This window comes from Paraburkholderia sp. RL17-347-BIC-D (assembly GCF_046027915.1).
Lineage (GTDB): Bacteria > Pseudomonadota > Gammaproteobacteria > Burkholderiales > Burkholderiaceae > Paraburkholderia.
Genome location: NZ_JARESS010000076.1, coordinates 1 through 21,570, shown reverse-complemented (window position 1 = coordinate 21,570; position 21,570 = coordinate 1). Strand labels below are relative to the sequence as shown.

Below are 21,570 nucleotides of genomic sequence, written 5' to 3'. Positions count from 1 at the left end.
CCGCTTGCGTGCGAACGCGCGGCAACGCGGTCAGTCAGACGAACCTGGACGTATTTTTTCAGCCCTCAGGAGATAGACCATGACGATTCGCGTCGCAATCAACGGCTACGGCCGGATCGGCCGCAACACGCTGCGCGCCTTCTATGAAAACGGCAAGAAGCACGATATCGAAATCGTCGCCATCAACGATCTTGGCGATGCCAAGACGAACGCTCACCTGACGCAATACGACACGGCGCACGGCAAATTCCCGGGCGAAGTGTCGGTGGACGGCGACTACCTGGTTGTCAACGGCGACAAGATCCGCGTGCTGGCCAACCGCAACCCGGCTGAACTGCCGTGGGGCGAGCTGAACGTCGACGTCGTGCTGGAATGCACGGGCTTTTTCACGACCAAGGAAAAGGCCAGCGCGCACATCAAGGGCGGCGCGAAGAAGGTGATCATCTCGGCGCCGGGCGGTAAAGACGTCGACGCCACGATCGTCTACGGCGTGAACCACAACGTGCTGAAGGCCTCGGACACGGTGATATCGAACGCATCGTGCACGACGAACTGCCTCGCGCCGCTCGTCAAGCCGCTGAACGACAAAATCGGTCTGGTGAACGGTCTGATGACCACGATCCACGCGTACACGAACGACCAGGTTCTGACGGACGTGTACCACGAAGACCTGCGCCGCGCGCGCTCGGCCACGCACAGCCAGATCCCGACCAAGACCGGCGCGGCTTCGGCGGTCGGTCTGGTGCTGCCGGAACTGAACGGCAAGCTGGACGGCTACGCGATTCGCGTTCCGACGATCAACGTGTCGGTCGTCGACCTGTCGTTCATCGCTGCACGCGACACGACGGTCGAAGAAGTCAACGCGATCATGAAGGAAGCGTCGGAAGGTTCGCTGAAGGGCATCCTCGGCTACAACGACGCACCGCTGGTGTCGATCGACTTCAACCACAACCCGGCTTCGTCGACGTTCGACGCCACGCTGACCAAGGTGTCGGGCCGTCTGGTGAAGGTGTCGAGCTGGTACGACAACGAGTGGGGCTTCTCGAACCGCATGCTGGACACGGCTGTGGCGCTCGCCAACGCGAAGTAAGTCTTCGTGCCTTGACCTGCAATGCCGGCTTCGAGTCGGCGGCAGGATTAAAAAAGCCGCTCTTCGGAGCGGCTTTTTTTACGCGTGCGGCGTCGGGAAATAGACGCCGGCGCGCTGCGCGGCGTTCGAGATATGCGTCTCGATGGCTTTGCCGGCCGCGGCGGAATCGCGCGCCTTGAGCGCGTCCAGAATCACGCGATGCTCGTTGTAGGTGGACAGCACCAGTTCGCGCCGATAGAACGGCATGCGCTGGCTTTCCTTCATGATCTCCGCGCTGCTGCTCAGAATCGACTCGATCGCCGCGTTGCCGGCAATGTTGACGATCCGCATGTGAAAGTCGAAGTCGAGGCGAGCGGCTTCGTCGAGTTCGTCGCAGGCGAGCGCCGTTTGCATGGCTGTGATGTTCTCTTCGAACCAGGCAAGGTCGGAATCGCTGACCGCCAGCGCCGCCATGCGCGCGATAAAACCTTCCAGCGCGAAGCGCATCTGATAGGTGTCCGGCAGCGACGACTGCTCCGCGAAGCGCCACGCTTGCGCGGCCGAGGCCTGCGCGCTTTCCACGTACACACCCTTGCCGGGCCTGATCACCAGCAGACCGAGCGCCTCGAGCGTGGAGAGCGCTTCGCGCAACGACGCCCGGCTGATCGCGAGTTCTTCGGAGAGTTGACGCTGGGCCGGCAGCAAACTGCCCACGGGATAGGCGCCCGCTTCGATCCGTTCGCGGATGGTCGCGATGGCGGCATCGGTAACGGTATGCGGCACGTTTTTCATCGTTGGCTCACTTGAAAGCGCGGTCTGACCAGCATTGTAATACGCGGTCTGAACGCTCGTACGGCTTGCCGCTCGCCGCTGCCGATCCGACCCGAAACCGCTTGAAAAACAGCGGGTAAACACTGTTCTATGAATCCTTGACGTCAGTATATCGGCTTCCTACTATTCGAGATAACAGTACTGGTCGGACCAGTCTGAACAGATGTGAATCGCAACCAGGAGGAAGCCGTGTTGAAATTTTTCAATTCGCTGTTTGGCCGGGTCGTCATAGCGCTGGTGGCGGGCATCGTAATCGGTGCCGTCTTCCCGCATTTCGCCCAATCGCTACGCCCGCTCGGCGACGGCTTTCTCAAGCTGATCAAGATGGTGATCGGGCCCATCGTCTTTTGTGTGGTGGTCAGTGGCATGGCGCATGCCGGCGACTTGCGCAAAGTGGGGCGGGTCGGCCTGAAGGCCGTGATCTACTTCGAGGTTATGACGACGATCGCGCTCGTGATCGGCGCGATCCTGGCGTACGTCACGCGCCCCGGTGTCGGCATGAACATCGATCTGCACTCGCTGGATCCCGCCTCGCTCTCGACCTACACCGAGCATGCAAAGAGCCTCAAGGACACCGCCGGCTTTCTGCTGAAGATCATCCCCGACACGGCGATCAATGCGTTCGCCACCGGCGACATCCTGCAGATTCTCGTGTTTTCGGTGCTGTTCGGCTCGGCGCTGTCGCTGCTCGGCAATAAGGCGCAGCGGGTGAGCAACCTGATCGACGAACTCTCGCAAGTGTTTTTCCGCGTGATGGGTTTCATCATCAAGCTCGCGCCGCTCGGCGTGCTCGGGGCGATCGCGTTTACCACCGGCACGTACGGCGTCGAATCGCTCAAGCAGCTCGGCATGCTGGTGCTCGTGTTCTACGTGAGCTGCTTCGTGTTCGTGGCCGTCGTGCTGGGCGTCGTCATGCGTCTGGCCGGCTTCAGCATCTTCAAGCTGATTCGCTATCTGCGCGAAGAACTGTCGATCGTGCTCGGCACCGCTTCATCGGACGCCGTGCTGCCGCAGATCATGCGCAAGCTCGAATGGATGGGCGTCAAAGATTCGACCGTCGGCCTCGTCATTCCGACTGGCTATTCGTTCAATCTCGACGGGTTCTCCATCTATCTCACTCTCGCGGTTATCTTCATCGCGCAGGCCACCAACACGCCGCTGTCCATGCATGACCTGATCGTGGTGGTGCTGGTGTCGCTGGTGACGTCGAAGGGCGCGCACGGCATTCCCGGCTCGGCCATCGTGATTCTGGCCGCCACGCTGTCCGCGATTCCGGCGATCCCCGTGCTCGGCCTCGTGCTGATCCTGCCGGTCGACTGGTTCGTCGGCATTGCCCGCGCGCTGACCAACCTGATCGGCAACTGCGTGGCGACGGTGGTGGTCGCCGTGTGGGAAAACGATATCGACCGGGCGCGCGCCCACCGCGTACTGAACCGCGATGCAGCGTTGCGCTTCGTGCCGGCCGGTGACGACGCCGAGCCTGCCGCCGGCGAACACGCTCACGCCGTCTGAACCTGAGAAACCGTATCCAGATCCGCGCGCCAATGCAGCGCGCTTCCAGCGCCGGCAGATTCCAAGAACGCCGGCCCTCCTTCACTTTTTCGCTGCCTGACCGAGACTAGAGACTATGGCCAATCCGATCCTCGACCCCAACGCTCCCGCTTTCACCCGTCGCTACATGAATCTCGCCGACCCGCGCCTGGGCGCGAAGGCGCTCTTTGCCAGCGACGAATTCTTCGCGCCGAAAGAACGCATGCTGGAGCCGCAGCCGGCGGTGTTCATCCCCGGCAAATACGACGACCACGGCAAGTGGATGGACGGCTGGGAAACCCGCCGCAAGCGCACCACCGGCCACGACTCCTGCGTGATCCGCCTCGCGCATCCGGGCGTCGTGCACGGCGTGGATCTGGACACGAGCCACTTCACCGGCAACTTCCCGCCGGCGGCGTCGATCGACGCCTGCTACGTGGATGGCGAAGTGCCGCCCGATAGCGCCGACTGGCAAACGCTCGTACCGGCCACCACGCTGCAGGGCAATCAGCACCACTACGTCGACGTGAACGACGCGCGCGCGTTCACCCATCTGCGTGTGAATCTGTACCCGGACGGCGGCCTCGCGCGTTTGCGCGCGTACGGCCAGCCGAAGCGCGATTGGGAGCGCATGGAGCGCGGCACGCTGCTGGATCTGGCGGCGATCGAAAACGGCGCCTATCTGGTCGCGGCGAACAACCAGCACTTCGGGCCGGCTTCGCAGATGCTGATGCCCGGCCGCGGCGTCAACATGGGCGACGGCTGGGAAACCCGGCGCCGTCGCGAGCCGGGCAACGATTGGGCGATCGTCGCGTTGGCTCGGCCGGGCGTGATCCGCAAGATCGAAGTGGATACGGCGCACTTCAAGGGCAACTTCCCGGACCGCTGCTCGCTGCAAGCGGCATCGGTGACGGGCGGCACGGACGATTCGCTCGTCACGCAGGCGATGTTCTGGCCGGTGCTGCTCGGCGAACAGAAACTGCAGATGGACCACGTCCACACCTTCGCGGATGACCTCGCGTCGCTCGGCCCGGTCACGCATGTTCGTTTCAATATCTTTCCGGACGGCGGCGTGTCGCGCCTGCGCCTGTGGGGCGAAATCGCATAACGGAGTCGTCGATGAAGACATTGCAGATGGAACGGCTCACGCGCGCGGCTTTCGCGCCGTTCGGCGACGTCATCGAGCTGGACGGCGCGCGTCATTTCGCCATCAACGGCGGCACGACCGAGCGCTATCACGACCTGGCCAGTGTCGATGTGACGGAGAACGGCGGCCGGCCGCTGATCAACCTGTTTCGCGCGCAGCCGCGCGCGCTGCCGGTCGAGATCACGATGATGGAGCGGCATCCGCTCGGCAGCCAGGCTTTCATTCCCTTAACCGCCGGCCGCTATCTGGTGGTCGTCGCGCCGGCTGGCGAGTTCGATCCGGCGCAGATGCGCGCCTTCTGGACCGACGCGTGGCAGGGCGTGAACTACGCGAAAGGCGTCTGGCACCACCCGTTGCTCGCGCTCGATCGGGTGAGCGATTTCGTGGTGGTCGATCGTGGCGGCGAGCAGCCTAATTGCGACGAATTGTCATTGGCGGAGCCGTGGCGGCTGACGTTCGAAGCCAGCGCCGAGCTGGTGGAATAGGGTCGTAACGGTTCCCGCAAAAAAGCAACGCCGCAGACGAAAAAAGACCCGGCCGATTCGCATCGGCCGGGTCTTTTTTTGGCCACCTGACCGCGCACCCCAGCGCGGCCGGCACCGCATCAATGCTTGCGATGCGGGCAATTCTCCTTCGTGCAGGCGCCGTACAGCGCCAAAGCGTGTTCTTGCAGCTTGAAGCCGCGTTCTTTCGCGATGGACTGCTGGCGGCTCTCGATTTCGGAGTCGAAAAATTCTTCGACGAGCCCGCAATCGAGGCACACGAGGTGGTCGTGGTGTGACCCTTCGTTCAGTTCGAACACCGCCTTACCCGACTCGAAATTGCTGCGCGAGAGCAGACCCGCCTGCTCGAATTGCGTCAGCACGCGATACACGGTTGCAAGACCGATATCGAGTTCTTCGTGCAGCAGGTTGCGGTACACGTCTTCGGCCGTCAGGTGGCGCACCGGGCTGTGCTGAAAAATCTCAAGGATTTTGAGGCGCGGAAGGGTCGCCTTGAGCCCGATATTCTTGAGATCGGTTGGATTGGTCATGACAAGGGATCCCTAGAGTACAATGCTGGGCTCTCATAGTAATGTGTTTTTGCCGTTCTGGTCATCTTCGATGGAATGAAACTCGCGCGGCTCGTCAGCGGGCCCGCACGGTGAGTGAAATGATTTCAAAATCTCAATTGATCTACCGGGGGAGCCGCATGCGGGGTACCTTGATCGCTGTTGCGACTGTCGCGGTTCTTGCCGGATGTTCCACTTACGACAGCCTGACGCAGCGTGTTGCCCAAAGCATCACGCCGTACCGGATTACAGTGGTGCAAGGCAATTTCGTCTCGAAAGAAGCGGCAGCACAGATGCAGGTCGGCTTGTCCCGCGCGCAGGTCAAGCAACTGCTCGGCACGCCGCTCCTGACCGACATGTTCCACGCCGATCGCTGGGACTACGTGTTCTATTTCAAGCGCGGCTCGACTAACGTCGTGCAGCAGCGCGACTTCGTGGTCATATTCGCGGGCGACCGCGTCGCCAGCTGGTCGGGCGGCGACGATCTGCCGTCCAACCTCGAGTTGCTGGCTGAAATCGACGGCGACAAGTCGGGCAAGAAGAAGGCGGCAGCGGCCGTGGCGAGCGGTGCCAGCGGCGCGAGCGCGCCGGCGGCTGCAGCCGTGCCGACCACGCCGGACACCGTGCTTTCGCCGTCCGTGGCCGGCGCTGCCGCAGCGGGTGTCCCGTCCACGGACGCCAACGCGGAAGCCGCGCAAGCCGCCAATCGTGCGACCAATGCAGTGCAGTTGTCGCCCAATGCGCGTCCGAGCGTGCCGAGCGCGCCGACCGCCAACGGCGGCGGCATCCCGCAGCAAGGCCCGACGGCCGCGGGTCAGCCGCAGTTCCAGTTCCACCGTCCGCCGCCGCCGCAGAATCCGGGTACGGACAACAGCAATCCGGTTGGACCGACGGGCCCGCAGAGCAGCAACAGCAGCCCGGCGCACAACGCGCCGCTGACCTCTTCTCCGGCTTCGGGAACGGGCGGCTAATCGCGCTGTCCGTGTCTTAAGACGGTCGCTGCGCGCGGGCAACCGCACCGTGCAAAGCGTCCGTCCGGTTCTTCGTTTTTTCAGTCATGCGCGGCGCCTGGGTGTGCTGCCCGCCGCCGCTTTTACCCGCCTTTGCCGGGTTTTGCCTTTCGAACCCTCGTAGCCATGAAAATTGCCATTGCTGGCGCATCGGGCCGTATGGGCCGCATGCTCATCGAAACAGTCCTTAACGATTCCGGCGCCACGCTGTCCGGCGCGCTCGACCGCGCGGGCTCCCCGCAACTCGGACAGGACGCCGGCGCGTTTCTGGGCAAACAGACGGGCGTCGTGCTGACCGACGACGTCGAGCGCGTGTTCGCCGAATCGGACTACCTGATCGATTTCACGCGCCCCGAAGGCACGCTGATGCATCTCGAAGCGGCGCAGCGTCACAACGTTAAAATGGTGATCGGCACGACCGGCTTCGACAACGAGCAGAAGGCGCAACTGCGCGCCGCGGCGGACAAGATCGCCATCATGTTCTCGTCGAACATGAGCGTGGGCGTGAACGTCACGCTGAAGCTGCTCGAATTCGCGGCCAAGCATTTCGCGACCGGCTACGACATCGAAATCATCGAGGCGCATCATCGTCACAAGGTCGACGCGCCGTCCGGCACGGCGTTGACCATGGGCGAAGTGATCGCCAATGCGCTCGGCCGCAATCTCGACGACTGCGCGGTGTACAGCCGCGAAGGCGTGACCGGCGAGCGCGACCCGTCCACGATCGGTTTTTCGGCGATTCGCGGCGGCGATATCGTCGGGGACCATACGGTGCTGTTCGCGGGCATCGGCGAGCGCATCGAAATCACGCACAAATCGGCGAGCCGTCTGTCGTACGCGCAAGGCGCGCTTCGTGCTGTGCGTTTCCTCGAAGGGCACGCAACTGGCTTCTTCGACATGCAGGACGTGCTCGGTCTGCGTTGAGCTCGTCCTGAGCGAACCGAAGGGGCATCGCTCCACGTGTTCGCGCCCCTGAAATCACTACTCCACGGCGAGGTCAGATGGCAGGCAGCAGCGGCATCATCCATTACCTGCAAACCAGCGATGCGATCACGCATGGCGTCGCGTACGTGCTGCTGGCCATGTCGATTGCGAGCTGGTGCTTTCTGATCGTCAAAAGCTGGATCCTCACGCGCGCCAAACGTCAGGCCACGCGCGCGCTTGCCCAGTTCTGGCAGGCGCCCACGCTGGCCGAAGGCGTCGCGGCGTTAAAGCGCGCGGACCGCGAGCGCGTCTTCACGCCGCTGGCGGAAGCGGCGCTGCATGCGTCTGAAGTGGATATTCCGGGCGCGCTGCTCGCGCGCGTCGAACGCGGCGAGCGGGTGTTGCGGGCGCTGCGTCAGGCGCTCAACGCGTCGCAGCGACGGCTCGAATTCGGTCAGGTGCTTCTGGCCTCGGTGGGCAGCACGGCGCCATTCGTCGGCCTGCTCGGCACCGTGTGGGGCATCTATCACGCGCTCGGCAGCATTGCGGCGAGCGGTCAGGCGCAGATTGAAAACGTCGCCGGGCCGGTCGGCGAGGCGCTCATCATGACCGCATTCGGCCTCGTAGTCGCGATTCCGGCCGTGCTTGCCTACAACGTGCTCGGGCGGATGGTGCGGCAGTTGACGGAAGACCTCGACGGCTTCGCGCACGACCTGCACGCCTACGTCTGCGCGCCGGCGGAGCAGGGTCACATGCAGGCGCCGGCGCGGGCTCAGCAGGCCTCGACTCACTAAGCGCGCCGCTCGGACAGAAGGAGGCGATATGGCATTCGGCGGACTCGAGAAAAAGCAGACGGCCGCGCCCATGGCCGAAATCAACATGACGCCGCTGATCGACGTGATGCTGGTGCTGCTGGTGATTTTTATCATTACCGCGCCTTTATTCACGCACGCGATCCGGCTCGATTTGCCGAGAGTCGCGGCCGCGCCCGCGCGCCAGACGCCGCAAACCATTTCCCTTTCCATCGACGCCGCCGGCGAGCTGTACTGGGACGGCAGTGTGATCACGCTCGAGCAGATGCGCGCGCGCTTCGCGCAAGCGGGCAAGCAGAGCGACCAGCCGGAGATCCAGCTACGCGCCGAGCGCTCCACGCGCTACGAGGTGATCGCGCAGGTCATGGGCGCGGCGCAGCAGAGCGGGCTCGAGCGGATCGGTTTCGTGACGGACCCGCCGCCGCCGGCAGCCGCAACTCCAAAGGCGCCATAGCGCCGTTGCCGCGGTCCGCGAGGGGGCCAGTTCGACACGCCATCTCGCCGGGACTGCGAACCCGCGGGCTCGCTCCCGCGCGACGCGGTCAAACCCATGCGGCACGCCGCGCGGCGTACCCGTCCGCGGACGGTATAATCAGCCCTTTCCCCCGCCGAAGGGGAAACGACGCCATTTCATCCAGCAGAGCACCAAAGCGGCCGGTGCGAAAGCACCGACCCAGCGATCCCATCACACCATGCACGAAAAATACGTTCCCTCCGACGTCGAATCCGCCGCGCAAGGGCAATGGCGCGCCATCGACGCGTACAAGTCGACGGAAGTCACCGACAAGCCCAAGTTCTATTGCGTCTCGATGCTGCCGTACCCGTCGGGCAAGCTGCACATGGGTCACGTGCGCAACTACACGATCAACGACGTGATGTACCGCTATCTGCGGATGAACGGCTACAACGTGCTGATGCCGATGGGTTGGGACGCGTTCGGCATGCCGGCGGAAAACGCCGCGATGGCCAACAACGTGCCGCCGGCCAAGTGGACCTACGACAACATCGCTTACATGAAGAAGCAGATGCAGTCGATGGGCCTCGCGATCGACTGGTCGCGTGAAGTCGCCACCTGCAGCCCGGACTACTACAAGTGGAACCAGTGGCTGTTCCTGAAGATGCTGGAAAAGGGCATCGCGTACAAGAAAACCGGCACCGTCAACTGGGATCCGGTCGATCAGACCGTGCTCGCCAACGAGCAGGTGATCGACGGCCGTGGCTGGCGTTCGGGCGCGCTGGTCGAAAAGCGCGAAATCCCGATGTACTACATGCGCATCACGCAGTACGCGGACGAACTGCTGAACGACCTCGAAGGCCTCGGCTGGCCCGAGCGCGTCAAGATCATGCAGCAGAACTGGATCGGCAAGAGTTTCGGCGTGAACTTCGGCTTCCCGTACGAGATCGACGGCGAACAGAAGCTGCTGCGCGTGTTCACCACGCGCGCCGACACGATCATGGGCGTCACCTTCTGCGCGATCGCCGCTGAGCATCCGCTCGCCACGCGCCTCGCGAAAGACAAGCCGGAGTTGCAGGCTTTCATCGAGGAATGCAAGCGCGGCGGCGTTGCTGAAGCCGACGTCGCGACCATGGAAAAGAAGGGCATGGCCACCGGCTTCTACGTCACGCATCCGCTGACGCAGGAACAGGTCGAAGTGTGGATCGGCAACTATGTGCTGATGAGCTACGGCGAAGGCGCCGTGATGGGCGTGCCGGCGCACGACGAGCGCGACTTCGCCTTCGTGAAGAAATACGATCTGCCGATCAAGCAGGTGGTCGCCGTTCAAGGCAAGGAATACTCGACCGACGCCTGGCAAGAATGGTATGGCGACAAAACGGGCACGCTGATCAACAGCGGCAAGTACGACGGCCTCGGCTATGAGGCAGCGGTCGACCAGATCGCCGCGGATTTGAAGGAACTCGGTCTCGGCGACAAGCAGATCACGTGGCGTCTGCGTGACTGGGGCGTGTCGCGTCAGCGCTATTGGGGCACGCCGATTCCGATCATCCATTGCCCGACGTGCGGCGACGTGCCGGTGCCGGAAAAAGATCTGCCGGTGGTGCTGCCGGAAGACCTCGTGCCGGACGGCACGGGCAATCCGCTCGCCAAGTCGGAAGCGTTCGTGAACTGCACCTGCCCGACCTGCGGCGGCGCCGCCAAGCGCGAAACCGACACCATGGACACCTTCGTCGATTCGTCGTGGTACTTCTACCGCTACGCGTCGCCGGATGCGAAGACCATGGTCGACGAGCGCACCGACTACTGGGCGCCGATGGACCAGTACATCGGCGGCATCGAGCACGCGATTCTGCACCTCTTGTACTCGCGCTTCTGGGCGAAGGTGATGCGCGATCTCGGTCTGGTCAAGTTCGGCGAGCCGGCCAAAAATCTGCTGACGCAGGGCATGGTGCTCAACGAAACCTACTACCGTGAAAACGAAGCGGGCAAGAAGACCTGGTACAACCCGGCCGACGTGACCGTTTCGTTCGACGACAAGGGCCGCCCGGTCGGCGCCCTCCTGAATGCGGACGGCCAGCCGGTGGTGCTCGGCGGCGTCGAGAAAATGTCGAAGTCGAAGAACAACGGCGTCGATCCGCAATTGCTGATCGATCAGCACGGCGCGGACACCGCGCGTCTGTTCGTGATGTTCGCCGCGCCGCCCGAGCAGTCGCTCGAATGGTCCGGCTCGGGTGTGGAAGGCGCGAGCCGCTTCCTGCGCCGCGTGTGGAACTTCAGTCAGACGAACGAAGCTGCGTTACGCCAGGGCGGCACGTTCGACGCCGCTCAACTCAACGACGTCGAAAAGGCGCTGCGCCGCGAGATCTACAGCGTGCTGAAGCAGGCCGACTTCGATTACCAGCGTTTGCAGTACAACACGGTGGTGTCGGCCGCCATGAAGATGCTCAACGCGCTCGACAGCGCGAAGGGCGCCCGCCCGGCCGTGCTGCGCGAAACGTATAGCGTGATGCTGCGCGTGCTGTATCCGGTCGTGCCGCACCTCACGTTCCAGCTGTGGCAGGAACTCGGTTACGCCGACGAACTCGGCTCGCTGCTCGACGCGCCGTGGCCGAAGGTCGACGAGAAGGCGCTGGAGCAGTCCGAGATCGAACTCGTGCTGCAGGTGAACGGCAAGGTGCGCGGCGCGCTCACGGTGGCGAAAGACGCCTCGCGTGAAGCGATCGAGCAGCTCGCCGCCGCGCACGAGATGGTCGCGAAGTTCAGCGAAGGCAAGGCGCCGAAGAAGATCGTCGTGGTGCCGGGCCGCCTCGTGAACGTGGTCGTGTGAGTTTCGACGAAGACATGACAGCAGGCAGGACGCCGCCGCGCGCGGCGGCGCTTGTCCGTGCTGGGGAATCTACTGCGAACCAGGAGCCAATGTGACTCGCAGATCGTTTTTGACGCTGGCTTGCAGCGTGCTGATGTTGTCCGCCTGCGGCTTCCAGCTGCGCGGCCAGCAGGACTACGCATTCAAACGCCTCTTTATCGCCGGCGGTTCGCCGGCGGCGGCCGCGCGCTTGACGCGTATCGTGCAAGGCGGCAGCGACACGGTCGTGGTCACTTCGGTCGCGAATGCCGACGCCACGTTGCAGATCACGGAAGGCCGCGGCACCAGCACGCTGACGCTGAACTCGCTGGGCCAAGTCGAAGAGTATCAATTGAATCTCAACATGAACTATTCGCTGATCGCCAAGGACGGCACGCTGCTGATTCCGCCGAGCGTGATCGCGTTGAACCGCGCGATGACCTATAGCGACCAGTTCTCGCAAGCGAAATCAGCCGAAAGCGAGATTCTCTTCGCCGATATGGAAAACGACGCGATCGACCAGCTCACGCGCCGTCTGGGCGTCGTGCGCTCGATGCATCCGGCGCCGGGCCAGGAAGTGCCGTCGGTTGCGCCGCGCGCGCCGTTGCCGCCGCCGCCGCTGTGAGCGTCGTATTCCGTTCACTTTGTTCAATGTGCCGCACCTGTTCAACCTCGCCGATCGGTAGCCATGCAACTGCGACTTGACGCGCTCGAAGCGCATCTCGCCAAGGGACTCGCCGGACTGTACGTCGTGTACGGCGACGAGCACCTGCTCGCGCAGGAAGCATGCGACCGCATTCGCGCCGCGGCGCGCGCGGCCGGCTTCACCGACCGCTCGGTGTTCACGGTCGAGCGCGGGTTCGACTGGAGTTCGCTGCTGGGCGCGAGCCAGTCGATGTCGCTGTTCGGCGACCGTCAACTGGTCGAGTTGCGTATTCCGTCAGGCAAGCCCGGCAAGGAAGGCGCGGACGCGCTGAAAGCGCTCGCTGCTGCCGTCAATGACGACGTGCTCACCATGATCACGCTGCCGCGGCTCGACGCGGCCACGCAGAAGTCGGCGTGGTTCACGGCTTTGTCCGACGCGGGCGTCGCGTTGAAGATCGATCCGGTCGAGCGCGCGCAGTTGCCGAATTGGGTCGGCCAACGGCTCGCCGCGCAGGGCCAGCGAGTCGCCGCCGGCGAAGAAGGGCGGCGCGCGCTGGCGTTCATCGCCGAGCGCGTGGAAGGCAACCTGCTCGCCGCGCATCAGGAAATTCAGAAGCTCGGCTTGCTGTATCCGTCTGGGCCGCTCAGCTTCGAACAGGTTCAGGACGCTGTGCTCAACGTCGCGCGTTACGACGTTTTCAAGCTGAACGAAGCGATGCTGGCCGGCGACGTCGGCCGCTTGTCGCGCATGCTCGACGGACTGCGCGGCGAAGGCGAGGCTGCGGTGCTGGTGCTGTGGGCCGTGGTCGAAGAAGTGCGCACGCTGCTGCGGATCAAGCGCGGTGTCGCGGCCGGCAAGCCGCTGGCGATGCTGGTGCGCGAAAACCGCGTGTGGGGGCCGCGCGAGCGGCTGATTGGACCGGCGTTGTCGCGCGTGAGCGAAGGCGCGCTGGAAAAAGCGCTGGCGCTGGCGGCGCGGCTCGATCGTCAGGTGAAGGGTTTGTCGGGCGGCACGCCCGGCAATCATCGCAACGATCCGCCGCCCGATCCGTGGGATGGCCTGTTCGAGTTGGCCATGACGGTGGCTTCGCCGAAAACGGCGCCGGTGCCGCCGCCACGACCTCGAAGCGCGGCAGCGGCGTCTGCTCGAAGGCCGGCCTGAGCCACGACGGCAAGCCTGCCGGGCGAGCGCCTAGCCGCTGCCGCTAGCGCTTCGAGTAGCGCTCAAGCGTGCGACGTCCGGCATGTGACGGCCTAGGCTACTTGGATTGCATCGGCCGGCGCCGCAAGCAAAGCGCCTTCACCCGACTTACAATCGCTTCATCTTTCGCCAATTCTGCCTGTCCGCCGCACGTCGACGTGCGCGGCACCACGAGAATCACCATGGATATCGACCAGTACATGACCGACCTCGGCCGCCGCGCCCGCCAAGCTTCGCGGGCGATGGCACGGGCGTCGACGGCGGCGAAAAATTCCGCGCTCGCGGCCGTTGCGCAGGCAATCGAACGCGATGCCGCGCTGCTGAAAGAAGCCAACGCGCGCGACGTCGCGCGGGCTCGCGAGAAGGGTCACGATGCCGCGTTCATCGATCGTTTGACGCTGTCGGATAAAGCGCTGAAGACGATGGTCGAAGGTTTGCGGCAAGTCGCTGCGCTGGCCGATCCGATCGGCGAGATCAGCAATCTGAAGTACCGGCCGAGCGGCATTCAGGTCGGCCAGATGCGCGTGCCGCTGGGCGTGATCGGCATCATCTACGAATCGCGTCCGAACGTGACGATCGACGCCGCCGCGCTGTGCCTGAAGTCGGGCAACGCGACGATTCTGCGCGGCGGTTCGGAAGCGCTCGAATGCAATACGGCGTTGGCGAAGCTGATCGGTGAAGGGCTGGAAGCGGCCGGTTTGCCGCAAGATGCCGTGCAAGTGGTGGCCACTTCGGACCGTGCGGCTGTCGGCAAGCTGATCACGATGACCGAATTCGTCGACGTGATCGTGCCGCGCGGCGGCAAGAGCCTGATCGAGCGCCTGATGAACGAAGCGCGCGTGCCGATGATCAAGCACCTCGACGGCATTTGCCACGTCTACGTGGACGACCGCGCGGATCTGGCCAAGGCGCTGACTGTCTGCGACAACGCCAAGACGCACCGCTACGGCACCTGCAACACGATGGAAACGCTGCTGGTCGCGCGAGGCATAGCGGCCGAAGTGTTGCCGCCGTTGGGCAAGCTGTACCGCGACAAGAACGTCGAGTTGCGAGTGGACGCGGCGGCGCGCGCTGTGCTGGCGGATGCGGGTGTGGGACCGCTCGTCGATGCCACCGAAGAAGACTGGCGCACCGAATACCTCGCGCCGGTGCTGGCGATCAAAGTGGTCGACGGCCTCGATGCGGCGATCGACCACATCAACACGTACAGTTCGCAGCACACCGACGCGATCGTCACGGAAGACCACGATCGCGCCATGCGCTTCCTGCGCGAAGTGGATTCGGCGAGCGTGATGGTCAACGCATCGACGCGTTTCGCGGATGGTTTCGAATTCGGCCTCGGCGCGGAAATCGGCATTTCGAATGACAAGCTGCACGCGCGCGGGCCGGTGGGTCTGGAAGGGCTGACGTCGCTCAAGTACGTCGTGCTGGGCCACGGTGAAGGCCGGCAATAAACGAGAGGACCGCTGATGCTTTGGGTAAAGACGTTTCACATCGTTCTGATTGCTTCATGGTTCGCCGGCCTGTTCTATTTGCCGCGCATCTTCGTCAATCTGGCGATGGAAACGGAACCCGCGGCGACGGCGCGTCTCCTGACGATGGCGCGCAAGCTGTTTCGCTTCATGACGTTCATCGCGGTGCCGGCGCTGGCGTGCGGGTTGTGGTTGTGGCTGGTGATCGGCATCGGGCGCGGACAGGGGTGGATTCACGCGAAGGTTGGCGTGGTGGTGCTGCTGATCATCTATCACGCTTATTGCGGCGTGCTGCTGCGGACCTTCGAGCGCGGGGAGAATCGGCGGTCGGATAAGTGGTATCGGATGTTTAATGAGCTGCCGGTGTTAGGGATGTTGGCGGCGGTGGCGTTGGTGGTGATCAAGCCGTTTTAGGACGCGGGCGGTGTTTGGGTTCTTCGGATGCGAGCTTTGAATTGTGGAAAGGGCGGTTTGCTGGATTCGGCAAACCGCCCTTTTTTATTATTGGTGCGAGTGCGACGCGTGGTCTTAGGCCGAATGGCTAGCCCGGTTGTTCGGCTATATTGGGACGGCCAATGCGCGTGCGGCCTGATTTATAATTTCCGAACCACCGGCATCAACCGGTGGTCAGGTTTAGCAGCCTGCGCCAAAAACCGCACACCCGCCTAGGCGGGGCGTGCGTCTGCCTCTGCACGCCTTATTTCAATGGGCGGGCCGTGGTGGGGAGCCGAAAGGCTCGCCGGTTTGTTTTTGGCCCGGTCTGCTAACCCGCTACGTGCCCGCTCACCCTCCTTGCAAGCGAGTGTCGGGCGATCCAAGTAAGTCTTAGGGAGATCGCACCATGAGCAAGTCCATCAAAAATCAACCTACCTCACGCCCGCCAGTCGATGCCTTGCAGTATGAAAAACTCGCTCTGTCGGCATTCGGTTCGTGCGAACGGCAACTGACTCAACTCAACAGACTGGCTACACTTGCGACCTCGATATATAGGAATCCTGCATTGACGAATCACGAACGGCGTAGCCGGCAAGTGCTACTCGAGTTGCTGGTCGAGACATGCGAGGAGTATGAGCGAGAAGTGGAATGCGACCGCGAACTGTACCAGGTGATTGCGCTCGATGCGCGTGGCATCGCTCATCGCCGAATTACGGCAAGTGCTGCGGCGAAACTTCTTGCGAAAGCGGGGAAGGAAACCAAGAAGGACGATGCGAGCGTTGCACGAAGCGTGACCGCGACGCGTAAGTCGGCACGGCGTGCGGCCGATGTAGCCGTTGCTGCGACTGCACACTGAGACGGACTGCAAACACGTTTCAGCACGTTTCAGCACGTTTCCACGCCGCGCTGAAGTCGGCAACGCGACGCTCCTGCGCGGCGGCTCAACAATGCTCGACTGCAGCACGGCGCTTGCTAAGTTGATTGGTGAAGGGTGGTAAGCGACTGGCCTGCCGCAAAACGCCTATGCAACTGGTGGCCGCACCAGATCGTGCGGCCGTCAGAAAATCTGATCACGATGACTCAATTCGTCGACGCGATCGTGACGCGCTGCCCGTAGCGGGCGGCTCATCCTTTGCAACCCGCTGGTCACTCCTGGTCAGGCGAGTCCGCATCTATTTATCTGAATCCGGATCGGCTAATGTGACGTCGCTCGCCGGATGGCAGGAATGCGCGGCGTGCATTGCGTCACTGCGTTTGGGCGCTCAACGCAGATTCGCCGGTTTGACTTGAGTTCCTGATTGCATCCCGCACACCGATGCTCAATTTAAGGCGCGATTTATCGCTGCTTCGATTAAGACTTTTCCGAAGCATGGCGCAATAGTTTCGCCACAAATGTCCGCTGCTTAGCAAGTGTCAACGCTGCCATTTCGCGGCCTACAGTTCAGCACATTCCTATTGTCCGCGCGTCTTGCGTAACGGACGTCTACAGCTCTTCATCTCTCGACTGCCGACAGCGCTGTCGCCGTGACAGTTGCACAAACAATCTGCCCTCAAATCTCTCGTCTCCTTTGTCTGAAATGCCCGCGCGTCTCTGAGGCGTTTTAGTCCTTGTCTGATTTCGTCTGCTTCTCTCGTCTCATATTCTGCAAATCGAACATTAGCAAAGCACGACGGCCCTAGCCACGCTTCGCTCGATGTCGGGTCGCAAACGTGGTTGTCGTGTTTTTAATTTTTACTGTGAGTATTCATGAACAAGAATCGATTTCGCCGGGTATTTAGCAAACGTCTCGGCATGCTGGTCGCTGTTGCAGAAAATGTGGCGAGCCAAGGCAAACAGGCCGGCGAAAGCTCTGCAGCCGGCGTAACCGGCCGCGAACTGGGCGTCATTTCGACAATGACCACCACGGCACTGGCGCTGATGGTATTCCAACCGTCCCTGAGCCAGGCGCAGTCGCTGCCGACCAATGGCCAGGTGATATCGGGTCAGGCGAGCATCTCGCAGACCAATCCGACCACGATGACCATCAATCAGGGTACGCAGCGTACCGTGATCGACTGGAACTCGTTCAACGTGGCGAAGGACAACACGGTCCAGTTCAATCAGCCGAACGCACAGGCACAGGCTTTGAACCGCGTGGTGGGCGGCGTGGCGTCGAACATTCAAGATTCGTTGCTGGCCAACGGTCAAGTGCTGATCCAGAACGCGAACGGCGTGCTTTTCAGCAAGGGCGCAGTGGTGAACGTCGGTTCGCTGCTGGCGACGACGAAGTCGGTCGACACGAACCAGTTCATGGCGGGTGGTCCGCTGCAACTGGGCTCGACGGGCAAGAACGCAAGCGTGGTGAACGACGGCCAGATCCAGGCGCAGGGCTTCGTGGTGCTGATGGGCGACCAGGCGCGTAACACGGGCACGATCACGACGGCGAAGGGCGGCCAGGTGGCACTTGCCGCAGGCGATAGCGCGACGGTTGCGCTGGCCAACGGTCAGGGCATCCAGCTGACGCTGACGAATGCAACCGCCAATGCACTGGTGGAAAACAGCGGCACGATCAAGGCCGACAACGGCAGCGTGCTGCTGACGGCACGCGGCAAGGACACGCTGCTCAATACGGTGGTGAACCTGTCGGGCGTGACGCGCGCCGGCACGGTGGTGGCCGACGCGGGCAACACGGGCGACGTCGTGGTGACGGGCAGGATCGATGCGTCGAACACGCAGCCGGGCGGCGTGGGCGGCACGGTGGTGCTGTCGGGCGACCGCGTGGGCGTGCTGGGTAACGGTAGCGTGGACGTGAGCGGCGATGCGGCTGGCGGCAAGGTGATCATGGGCGGCGACAGCCTGCATCAGCTCGCGGGCACGCAGGCGCAAACGATGCTGCAGGACGGCGTGAACTTCGCGAACTACACGCAGGTGGATGCGGGCGCGACGATCAAGGCGGACTCGGCGCATGGCAATGGTGGCTTCGTCGAAACGTCGGGTCACAACCTCGACGTGGAAGGCGCAGTGAGCGCAGCGGCAGCGGCAGCGGAAGGCAAGGCCGGCCAGTGGCTGATCGACCCGACGGACGTGACGATCAGCACGGGCGGGGACGCGGGCTATACGGGCAACGTGACGGGCGGATTTAGCGGCACGGGCAACACAGCGACGGTGAAGAACGCGACGATCAGCAACGCGCTGACCGCGGGCACGGACGTGACGATCACGACGGCGAGCGCAGGCACGGCGACGGGCAACATCGTGCAGCAGGCGGGCGCGGACATCACGAAGACGGGAGGCGGCGCCGCGAACCTGACGCTGGCGGCCAACGGCAGCATCACGCTGGGCGGTAATATCACGTCGACGTCGAACTTGCTGAACCTGAACCTGACGGCAGCCATGGGGGCGGCCAATGGTTCGGTACAGCAGAACGCCAACACAACCATCGACCTGAACGGCGGTAGCCTGACCATTATTGGCAATACGACGAGTGGCGCGGGTGCGTCTGTCGCAGGTAACGCGGTTACCCTGTACGGCAACCAGTCGAACATCGGCGGTGGTTCAATCACGGGTGCATCGAACGCGGGCGCGGGTGTGACACTCGCCGGTAACTTCACGGAGATCGGCAACGGCAAGCTGGCGATTACCGGTACGTCGAATGCTGGCGATGGTGTCCAGTTGTACGGCAACGTCGCCGTGAGGCAGGCAGCGCAGTTCAATGTGAGCGGAAGCAGCGCGACCGGTGGACATGGTGTCATCCAGAACAGCGGCACCAGTCTGATTGTTCAGGACAGTGCCAATGCGAACCTGCTGGGCAAGTCCACTACCGCCGACGCTGTCGATTTTTACGGTAACAACAGCGTTGTCGGAAATGCGGCTCTCAACGTCAAGGGTACTTCTATCGGTGGTGCCGCGGTCTATGACCTGGGTTCATGGAACATCCGCAACAATGCCACGGTCAACTTCTCGGGAACGAGCCAGAACAGCTTCGGATTCCGTTCGATGGCAGGAACCCGAACAGTTACCGATAACGCACACGTCACGATCAGTGGCACAAGCGACACGATGCATGCTGCGTGGTTCCAGGGCGCATATGACCTGTCTGGCAACTCAACACTCGATATCACCGGTGCTACGAACGGGGCGGGAGCCATTGGCGTGGGCGTGCGTCTTCCGCTGAACGTCGGAGACAATGCAACACTTACGATTCACGGTTTTTCCGACGCCTATAACGGCTTCGAGGAAACGTCAGGTTCGATCAACGTATCGGGGCACGGCACGGCGATCATTGATGGATCGTCCAATCAGGGGATCGGCCTTAATCTGAACGGCAACAACAGTGTCACAGAAAACGGCACGCTTACATTCGCCGGTACGTCAGTCAACGGGACGGGCGTGGCGCAACCGGGAAAGATGAATGTTTCGGGCGACGGCGTTGCGAGTATCACGGGTATATCGACCAACGGCACAGGTGTCGCGCAGAACGGCACGATCAATGTGTCGGGCAATGGTTCGTCGGCCATCACGGGTAACTCGAGCAGCCGTGACGGTGTCGACCAGAACGGCGTGATCAACGTCACGCAGAACGGTACGAGCACGATCAATGGTGGCTCCGCCAATGGCGCGGGCGTGGTCCAGAACGGCACGATCAATGTGTCGGGCAATGGTTCGTCGGACATTACAGGTAACTCGACCAATGGGGATGGTGTCGACCAGAATGGCGTGATCAACGTCATGGACAACGGAACGAGCAATATCTCGGGTACGTCGGCCAATGGTGCGGGCGTCGACCAGAATGGCTCGATCAATATCTCGGGTAACGGTGCGGCCGATATCTCGGGTGACTCGACGAACGGTAACGGCGTGGTAATCGACGGTGATGTGAACGTGATGGATAACGGCACGGCGAATATCAGCGGCAACTCGACCAACGGTTCGGGCGTGATCGTCGATCCGAACGGTTCGGTCAACACGACGGACAATGGCGCGACCAACATCTCCGGTGATTCGACGAACGGTTCGGGTGTGGTGGACAACGGCTCGATCAACACGTCGGGTAACGGCACGACCGATATCAGCGGCAACTCGACCAATGGCACGGGTGTGATCGTCGATCCGAATGGTTCGGTCAACACGACGGATAACGGCACGACCAACATCTCCGGTGATTCGACCAACGGTAACGGCACGGACATCAACGGCTCGATCAACACGAGCGGTAATGGTTCGACCAACATCGACGGCAACTCGACCAACGGGTCGGGTGTGATCGTCGATCCGAACGGTTCGGTCAACACGACGGACAATGGCACGACCAACATCTCCGGTGATTCGACCAACGGTAACGGCACGGACATCAACGGCTCGGTCAACACGAGCGGGAACGGTTCGACCGATATCAGCGGCAACTCGACCAATGGTACGGGCGTGATCGTCGATCCGAATGGTTCGGTCAACACGACGGATAACGGCACGACCAACATCTCGGGCAATTCGGCCAACGGTTCGGGTGTGGTGGACAACGGCTCGATCAACACGAGCGGGAACGGTTCGACCGATATCAGCGGCAACTCGACCAACGGGTCGGGTGTGATCGTCGATCCGAATGGTTCGATCAACACGACGGACAACGGCACGACGAACATCTCCGGTGATTCGACCAACGGTGACGGCACGGACATCAACGGCTCGATCAACACGAGCGGGAACGGTTCGACCAACATCGACGGCAACTCGACCAACGGCACGGGTGTGATCGTCGATCCGAATGGTTCGATCAACACCACCGATAACGGCACGACCAACATCTCTGGTGATTCGGCCAACGGTTCGGGTGTGGTGGACAACGGCTCGATCAACACGAGCGGTAATGGTTCGACCAACATCGACCGTAACTCGACCAATGGCTCGGGTGTGATCGTTGATCCGAACGGTTCGATCAACACGACGGACAATGGCACGACAAACATCTCGGGCAATTCGACCAACGGTGACGGCACGGACATCAACGGCTCGGTGAACACCAGCGGTAACGGGACGACCGATATCAGCGGCAACTCGACCAACGGGTCGGGCGTGACCGTCGATCCGAACGGTTCGATCAACACCACCGATAACGGCACGACCAACGTCTCGGGTGATTCGAAGAACGGTGACGGCACGGACAT

At 62.5% G+C, this 21,570-nt stretch carries 17 protein-coding genes and 1 pseudogene; 16 read left to right on the top strand and 2 right to left on the bottom strand.

Going from position 1 to position 21,570, the window contains the following annotated elements:
* Positions 1-79: 79 nt before the first annotated feature.
* Positions 80-1,090, top strand: coding sequence for a type I glyceraldehyde-3-phosphate dehydrogenase (gene gap, locus P0D96_RS43785; RefSeq protein WP_408182856.1), 1,011 nt, complete (start codon positions 80-82; stop codon positions 1,088-1,090).
* A 78-nt stretch (positions 1,091-1,168) separates the two neighbouring features.
* Here the strand turns inward: gap and P0D96_RS43780 are convergent, their stop codons facing one another.
* Entirely contained in the window at positions 1,169-1,861 is a 693-nt protein-coding gene (locus tag P0D96_RS43780; protein ID WP_408320239.1) for a FadR/GntR family transcriptional regulator, read from the bottom strand.
* Between the two features lie 228 nt (positions 1,862-2,089).
* Between P0D96_RS43780 and P0D96_RS43775 the strand changes: the two genes are divergently transcribed.
* The 3 genes from P0D96_RS43775 to P0D96_RS43765 all read left to right on the top strand — a co-directional run bounded on the left by P0D96_RS43775 (position 2,090) and on the right by P0D96_RS43765 (position 5,062).
* On the top strand, positions 2,090-3,412 hold the full coding sequence (locus P0D96_RS43775; protein WP_342960638.1) for a C4-dicarboxylate transporter DctA: 1,323 nt from the start codon (positions 2,090-2,092) through the stop codon (positions 3,410-3,412).
* A 115-nt stretch (positions 3,413-3,527) separates the two neighbouring features.
* Positions 3,528-4,538, top strand: a complete 1,011-nt coding sequence (gene alc / locus P0D96_RS43770; protein WP_408320237.1) for an allantoicase — start codon at positions 3,528-3,530, stop codon at positions 4,536-4,538.
* Positions 4,539-4,549: 11 nt separating this feature from the next.
* Positions 4,550-5,062, top strand: a complete 513-nt coding sequence (locus P0D96_RS43765; RefSeq protein WP_408182860.1) for an ureidoglycolate lyase — start codon at positions 4,550-4,552, stop codon at positions 5,060-5,062.
* Positions 5,063-5,181: 119 nt separating this feature from the next.
* Here the strand turns inward: P0D96_RS43765 and fur are convergent, their stop codons facing one another.
* The gene (fur, locus tag P0D96_RS43760; protein ID WP_012434340.1) at positions 5,182-5,610 is read right to left on the bottom strand and encodes a ferric iron uptake transcriptional regulator; all 429 of its coding nucleotides are present in this window, start codon (positions 5,608-5,610) and stop codon (positions 5,182-5,184) included.
* A gap of 158 nt (positions 5,611-5,768) precedes the next feature.
* On the opposite strand from fur, the gene P0D96_RS43755 reads away from it, so the two are divergent.
* From P0D96_RS43755 to P0D96_RS43700, 12 genes and pseudogenes are all read left to right on the top strand, one after another.
* On the top strand, positions 5,769-6,599 hold the full coding sequence (locus P0D96_RS43755; protein WP_132376807.1) for an outer membrane protein assembly factor BamE: 831 nt from the start codon (positions 5,769-5,771) through the stop codon (positions 6,597-6,599).
* Between the two features lie 165 nt (positions 6,600-6,764).
* On the top strand, positions 6,765-7,562 hold the full coding sequence (gene dapB, locus P0D96_RS43750) for a 4-hydroxy-tetrahydrodipicolinate reductase (RefSeq protein ID WP_408182862.1): 798 nt from the start codon (positions 6,765-6,767) through the stop codon (positions 7,560-7,562).
* A 77-nt stretch (positions 7,563-7,639) separates the two neighbouring features.
* Positions 7,640-8,356 carry a MotA/TolQ/ExbB proton channel family protein gene (locus P0D96_RS43745; RefSeq protein WP_408320234.1) on the top strand — a complete coding sequence of 239 codons (717 nt, stop codon included), beginning with the start codon at positions 7,640-7,642 and terminating at the stop codon, positions 8,354-8,356.
* A gap of 28 nt (positions 8,357-8,384) precedes the next feature.
* A complete protein-coding gene (locus P0D96_RS43740; protein ID WP_408320232.1) occupies positions 8,385-8,828 on the top strand; it encodes an ExbD/TolR family protein in 444 nt (147 codons plus the stop codon).
* A 238-nt stretch (positions 8,829-9,066) separates the two neighbouring features.
* Positions 9,067-11,658, top strand: coding sequence for a leucine--tRNA ligase (gene leuS, locus P0D96_RS43735; RefSeq protein WP_408293846.1), 2,592 nt, complete (start codon positions 9,067-9,069; stop codon positions 11,656-11,658).
* 91 nt (positions 11,659-11,749) lie between these two features.
* Positions 11,750-12,301, top strand: coding sequence for an LPS-assembly lipoprotein LptE (locus P0D96_RS43730; RefSeq protein ID WP_132373075.1), 552 nt, complete (start codon positions 11,750-11,752; stop codon positions 12,299-12,301).
* Between the two features lie 63 nt (positions 12,302-12,364).
* A complete protein-coding gene (gene holA / locus P0D96_RS43725; protein WP_408320229.1) occupies positions 12,365-13,483 on the top strand; it encodes a DNA polymerase III subunit delta in 1,119 nt (372 codons plus the stop codon).
* Between the two features lie 221 nt (positions 13,484-13,704).
* The gene (locus tag P0D96_RS43720; protein WP_408320227.1) at positions 13,705-14,976 is read left to right on the top strand and encodes a glutamate-5-semialdehyde dehydrogenase; all 1,272 of its coding nucleotides are present in this window, start codon (positions 13,705-13,707) and stop codon (positions 14,974-14,976) included.
* Between the two features lie 15 nt (positions 14,977-14,991).
* On the top strand, positions 14,992-15,408 hold the full coding sequence (locus P0D96_RS43715) for a CopD family protein (RefSeq protein ID WP_168795207.1): 417 nt from the start codon (positions 14,992-14,994) through the stop codon (positions 15,406-15,408).
* 427 nt (positions 15,409-15,835) lie between these two features.
* Positions 15,836-16,285, top strand: a complete 450-nt coding sequence (locus P0D96_RS43710) for a hypothetical protein (protein ID WP_408320225.1) — start codon at positions 15,836-15,838, stop codon at positions 16,283-16,285.
* A gap of 58 nt (positions 16,286-16,343) precedes the next feature.
* Positions 16,344-16,537, top strand: a pseudogene (locus tag P0D96_RS43705) (gamma-glutamyl-phosphate reductase); the annotation flags it as partial.
* Between the two features lie 639 nt (positions 16,538-17,176).
* Positions 17,177-21,570 (top strand): beta strand repeat-containing protein (locus tag P0D96_RS43700; protein ID WP_408320223.1); only part of this gene is annotated, 4,394 nt, incomplete at its 3' end.

Coding starts and splice junctions, on each gene's coding strand:
- P0D96_RS43755 (WP_132376807.1), top strand. CDS start 5,769: ATGCGGGGTACCTTGATCGCTGTTGCGACTGTCGCGGTTCTTGCCGGA.
- P0D96_RS43745 (WP_408320234.1), top strand. CDS start 7,640: ATGGCAGGCAGCAGCGGCATCATCCATTACCTGCAAACCAGCGATGCG.
- leuS (WP_408293846.1), top strand. CDS start 9,067: ATGCACGAAAAATACGTTCCCTCCGACGTCGAATCCGCCGCGCAAGGG.
- P0D96_RS43780 (WP_408320239.1), bottom strand. CDS start 1,861: ATGAAAAACGTGCCGCATACCGTTACCGATGCCGCCATCGCGACCATC.
- P0D96_RS43720 (WP_408320227.1), top strand. CDS start 13,705: ATGGATATCGACCAGTACATGACCGACCTCGGCCGCCGCGCCCGCCAA.
- alc (WP_408320237.1), top strand. CDS start 3,528: ATGGCCAATCCGATCCTCGACCCCAACGCTCCCGCTTTCACCCGTCGC.
- P0D96_RS43740 (WP_408320232.1), top strand. CDS start 8,385: ATGGCATTCGGCGGACTCGAGAAAAAGCAGACGGCCGCGCCCATGGCC.
- P0D96_RS43765 (WP_408182860.1), top strand. CDS start 4,550: ATGAAGACATTGCAGATGGAACGGCTCACGCGCGCGGCTTTCGCGCCG.
- fur (WP_012434340.1), bottom strand. CDS start 5,610: ATGACCAATCCAACCGATCTCAAGAATATCGGGCTCAAGGCGACCCTT.
- gap (WP_408182856.1), top strand. CDS start 80: ATGACGATTCGCGTCGCAATCAACGGCTACGGCCGGATCGGCCGCAAC.
- P0D96_RS43715 (WP_168795207.1), top strand. CDS start 14,992: ATGCTTTGGGTAAAGACGTTTCACATCGTTCTGATTGCTTCATGGTTC.
- holA (WP_408320229.1), top strand. CDS start 12,365: ATGCAACTGCGACTTGACGCGCTCGAAGCGCATCTCGCCAAGGGACTC.
- P0D96_RS43710 (WP_408320225.1), top strand. CDS start 15,836: ATGAGCAAGTCCATCAAAAATCAACCTACCTCACGCCCGCCAGTCGAT.
- dapB (WP_408182862.1), top strand. CDS start 6,765: ATGAAAATTGCCATTGCTGGCGCATCGGGCCGTATGGGCCGCATGCTC.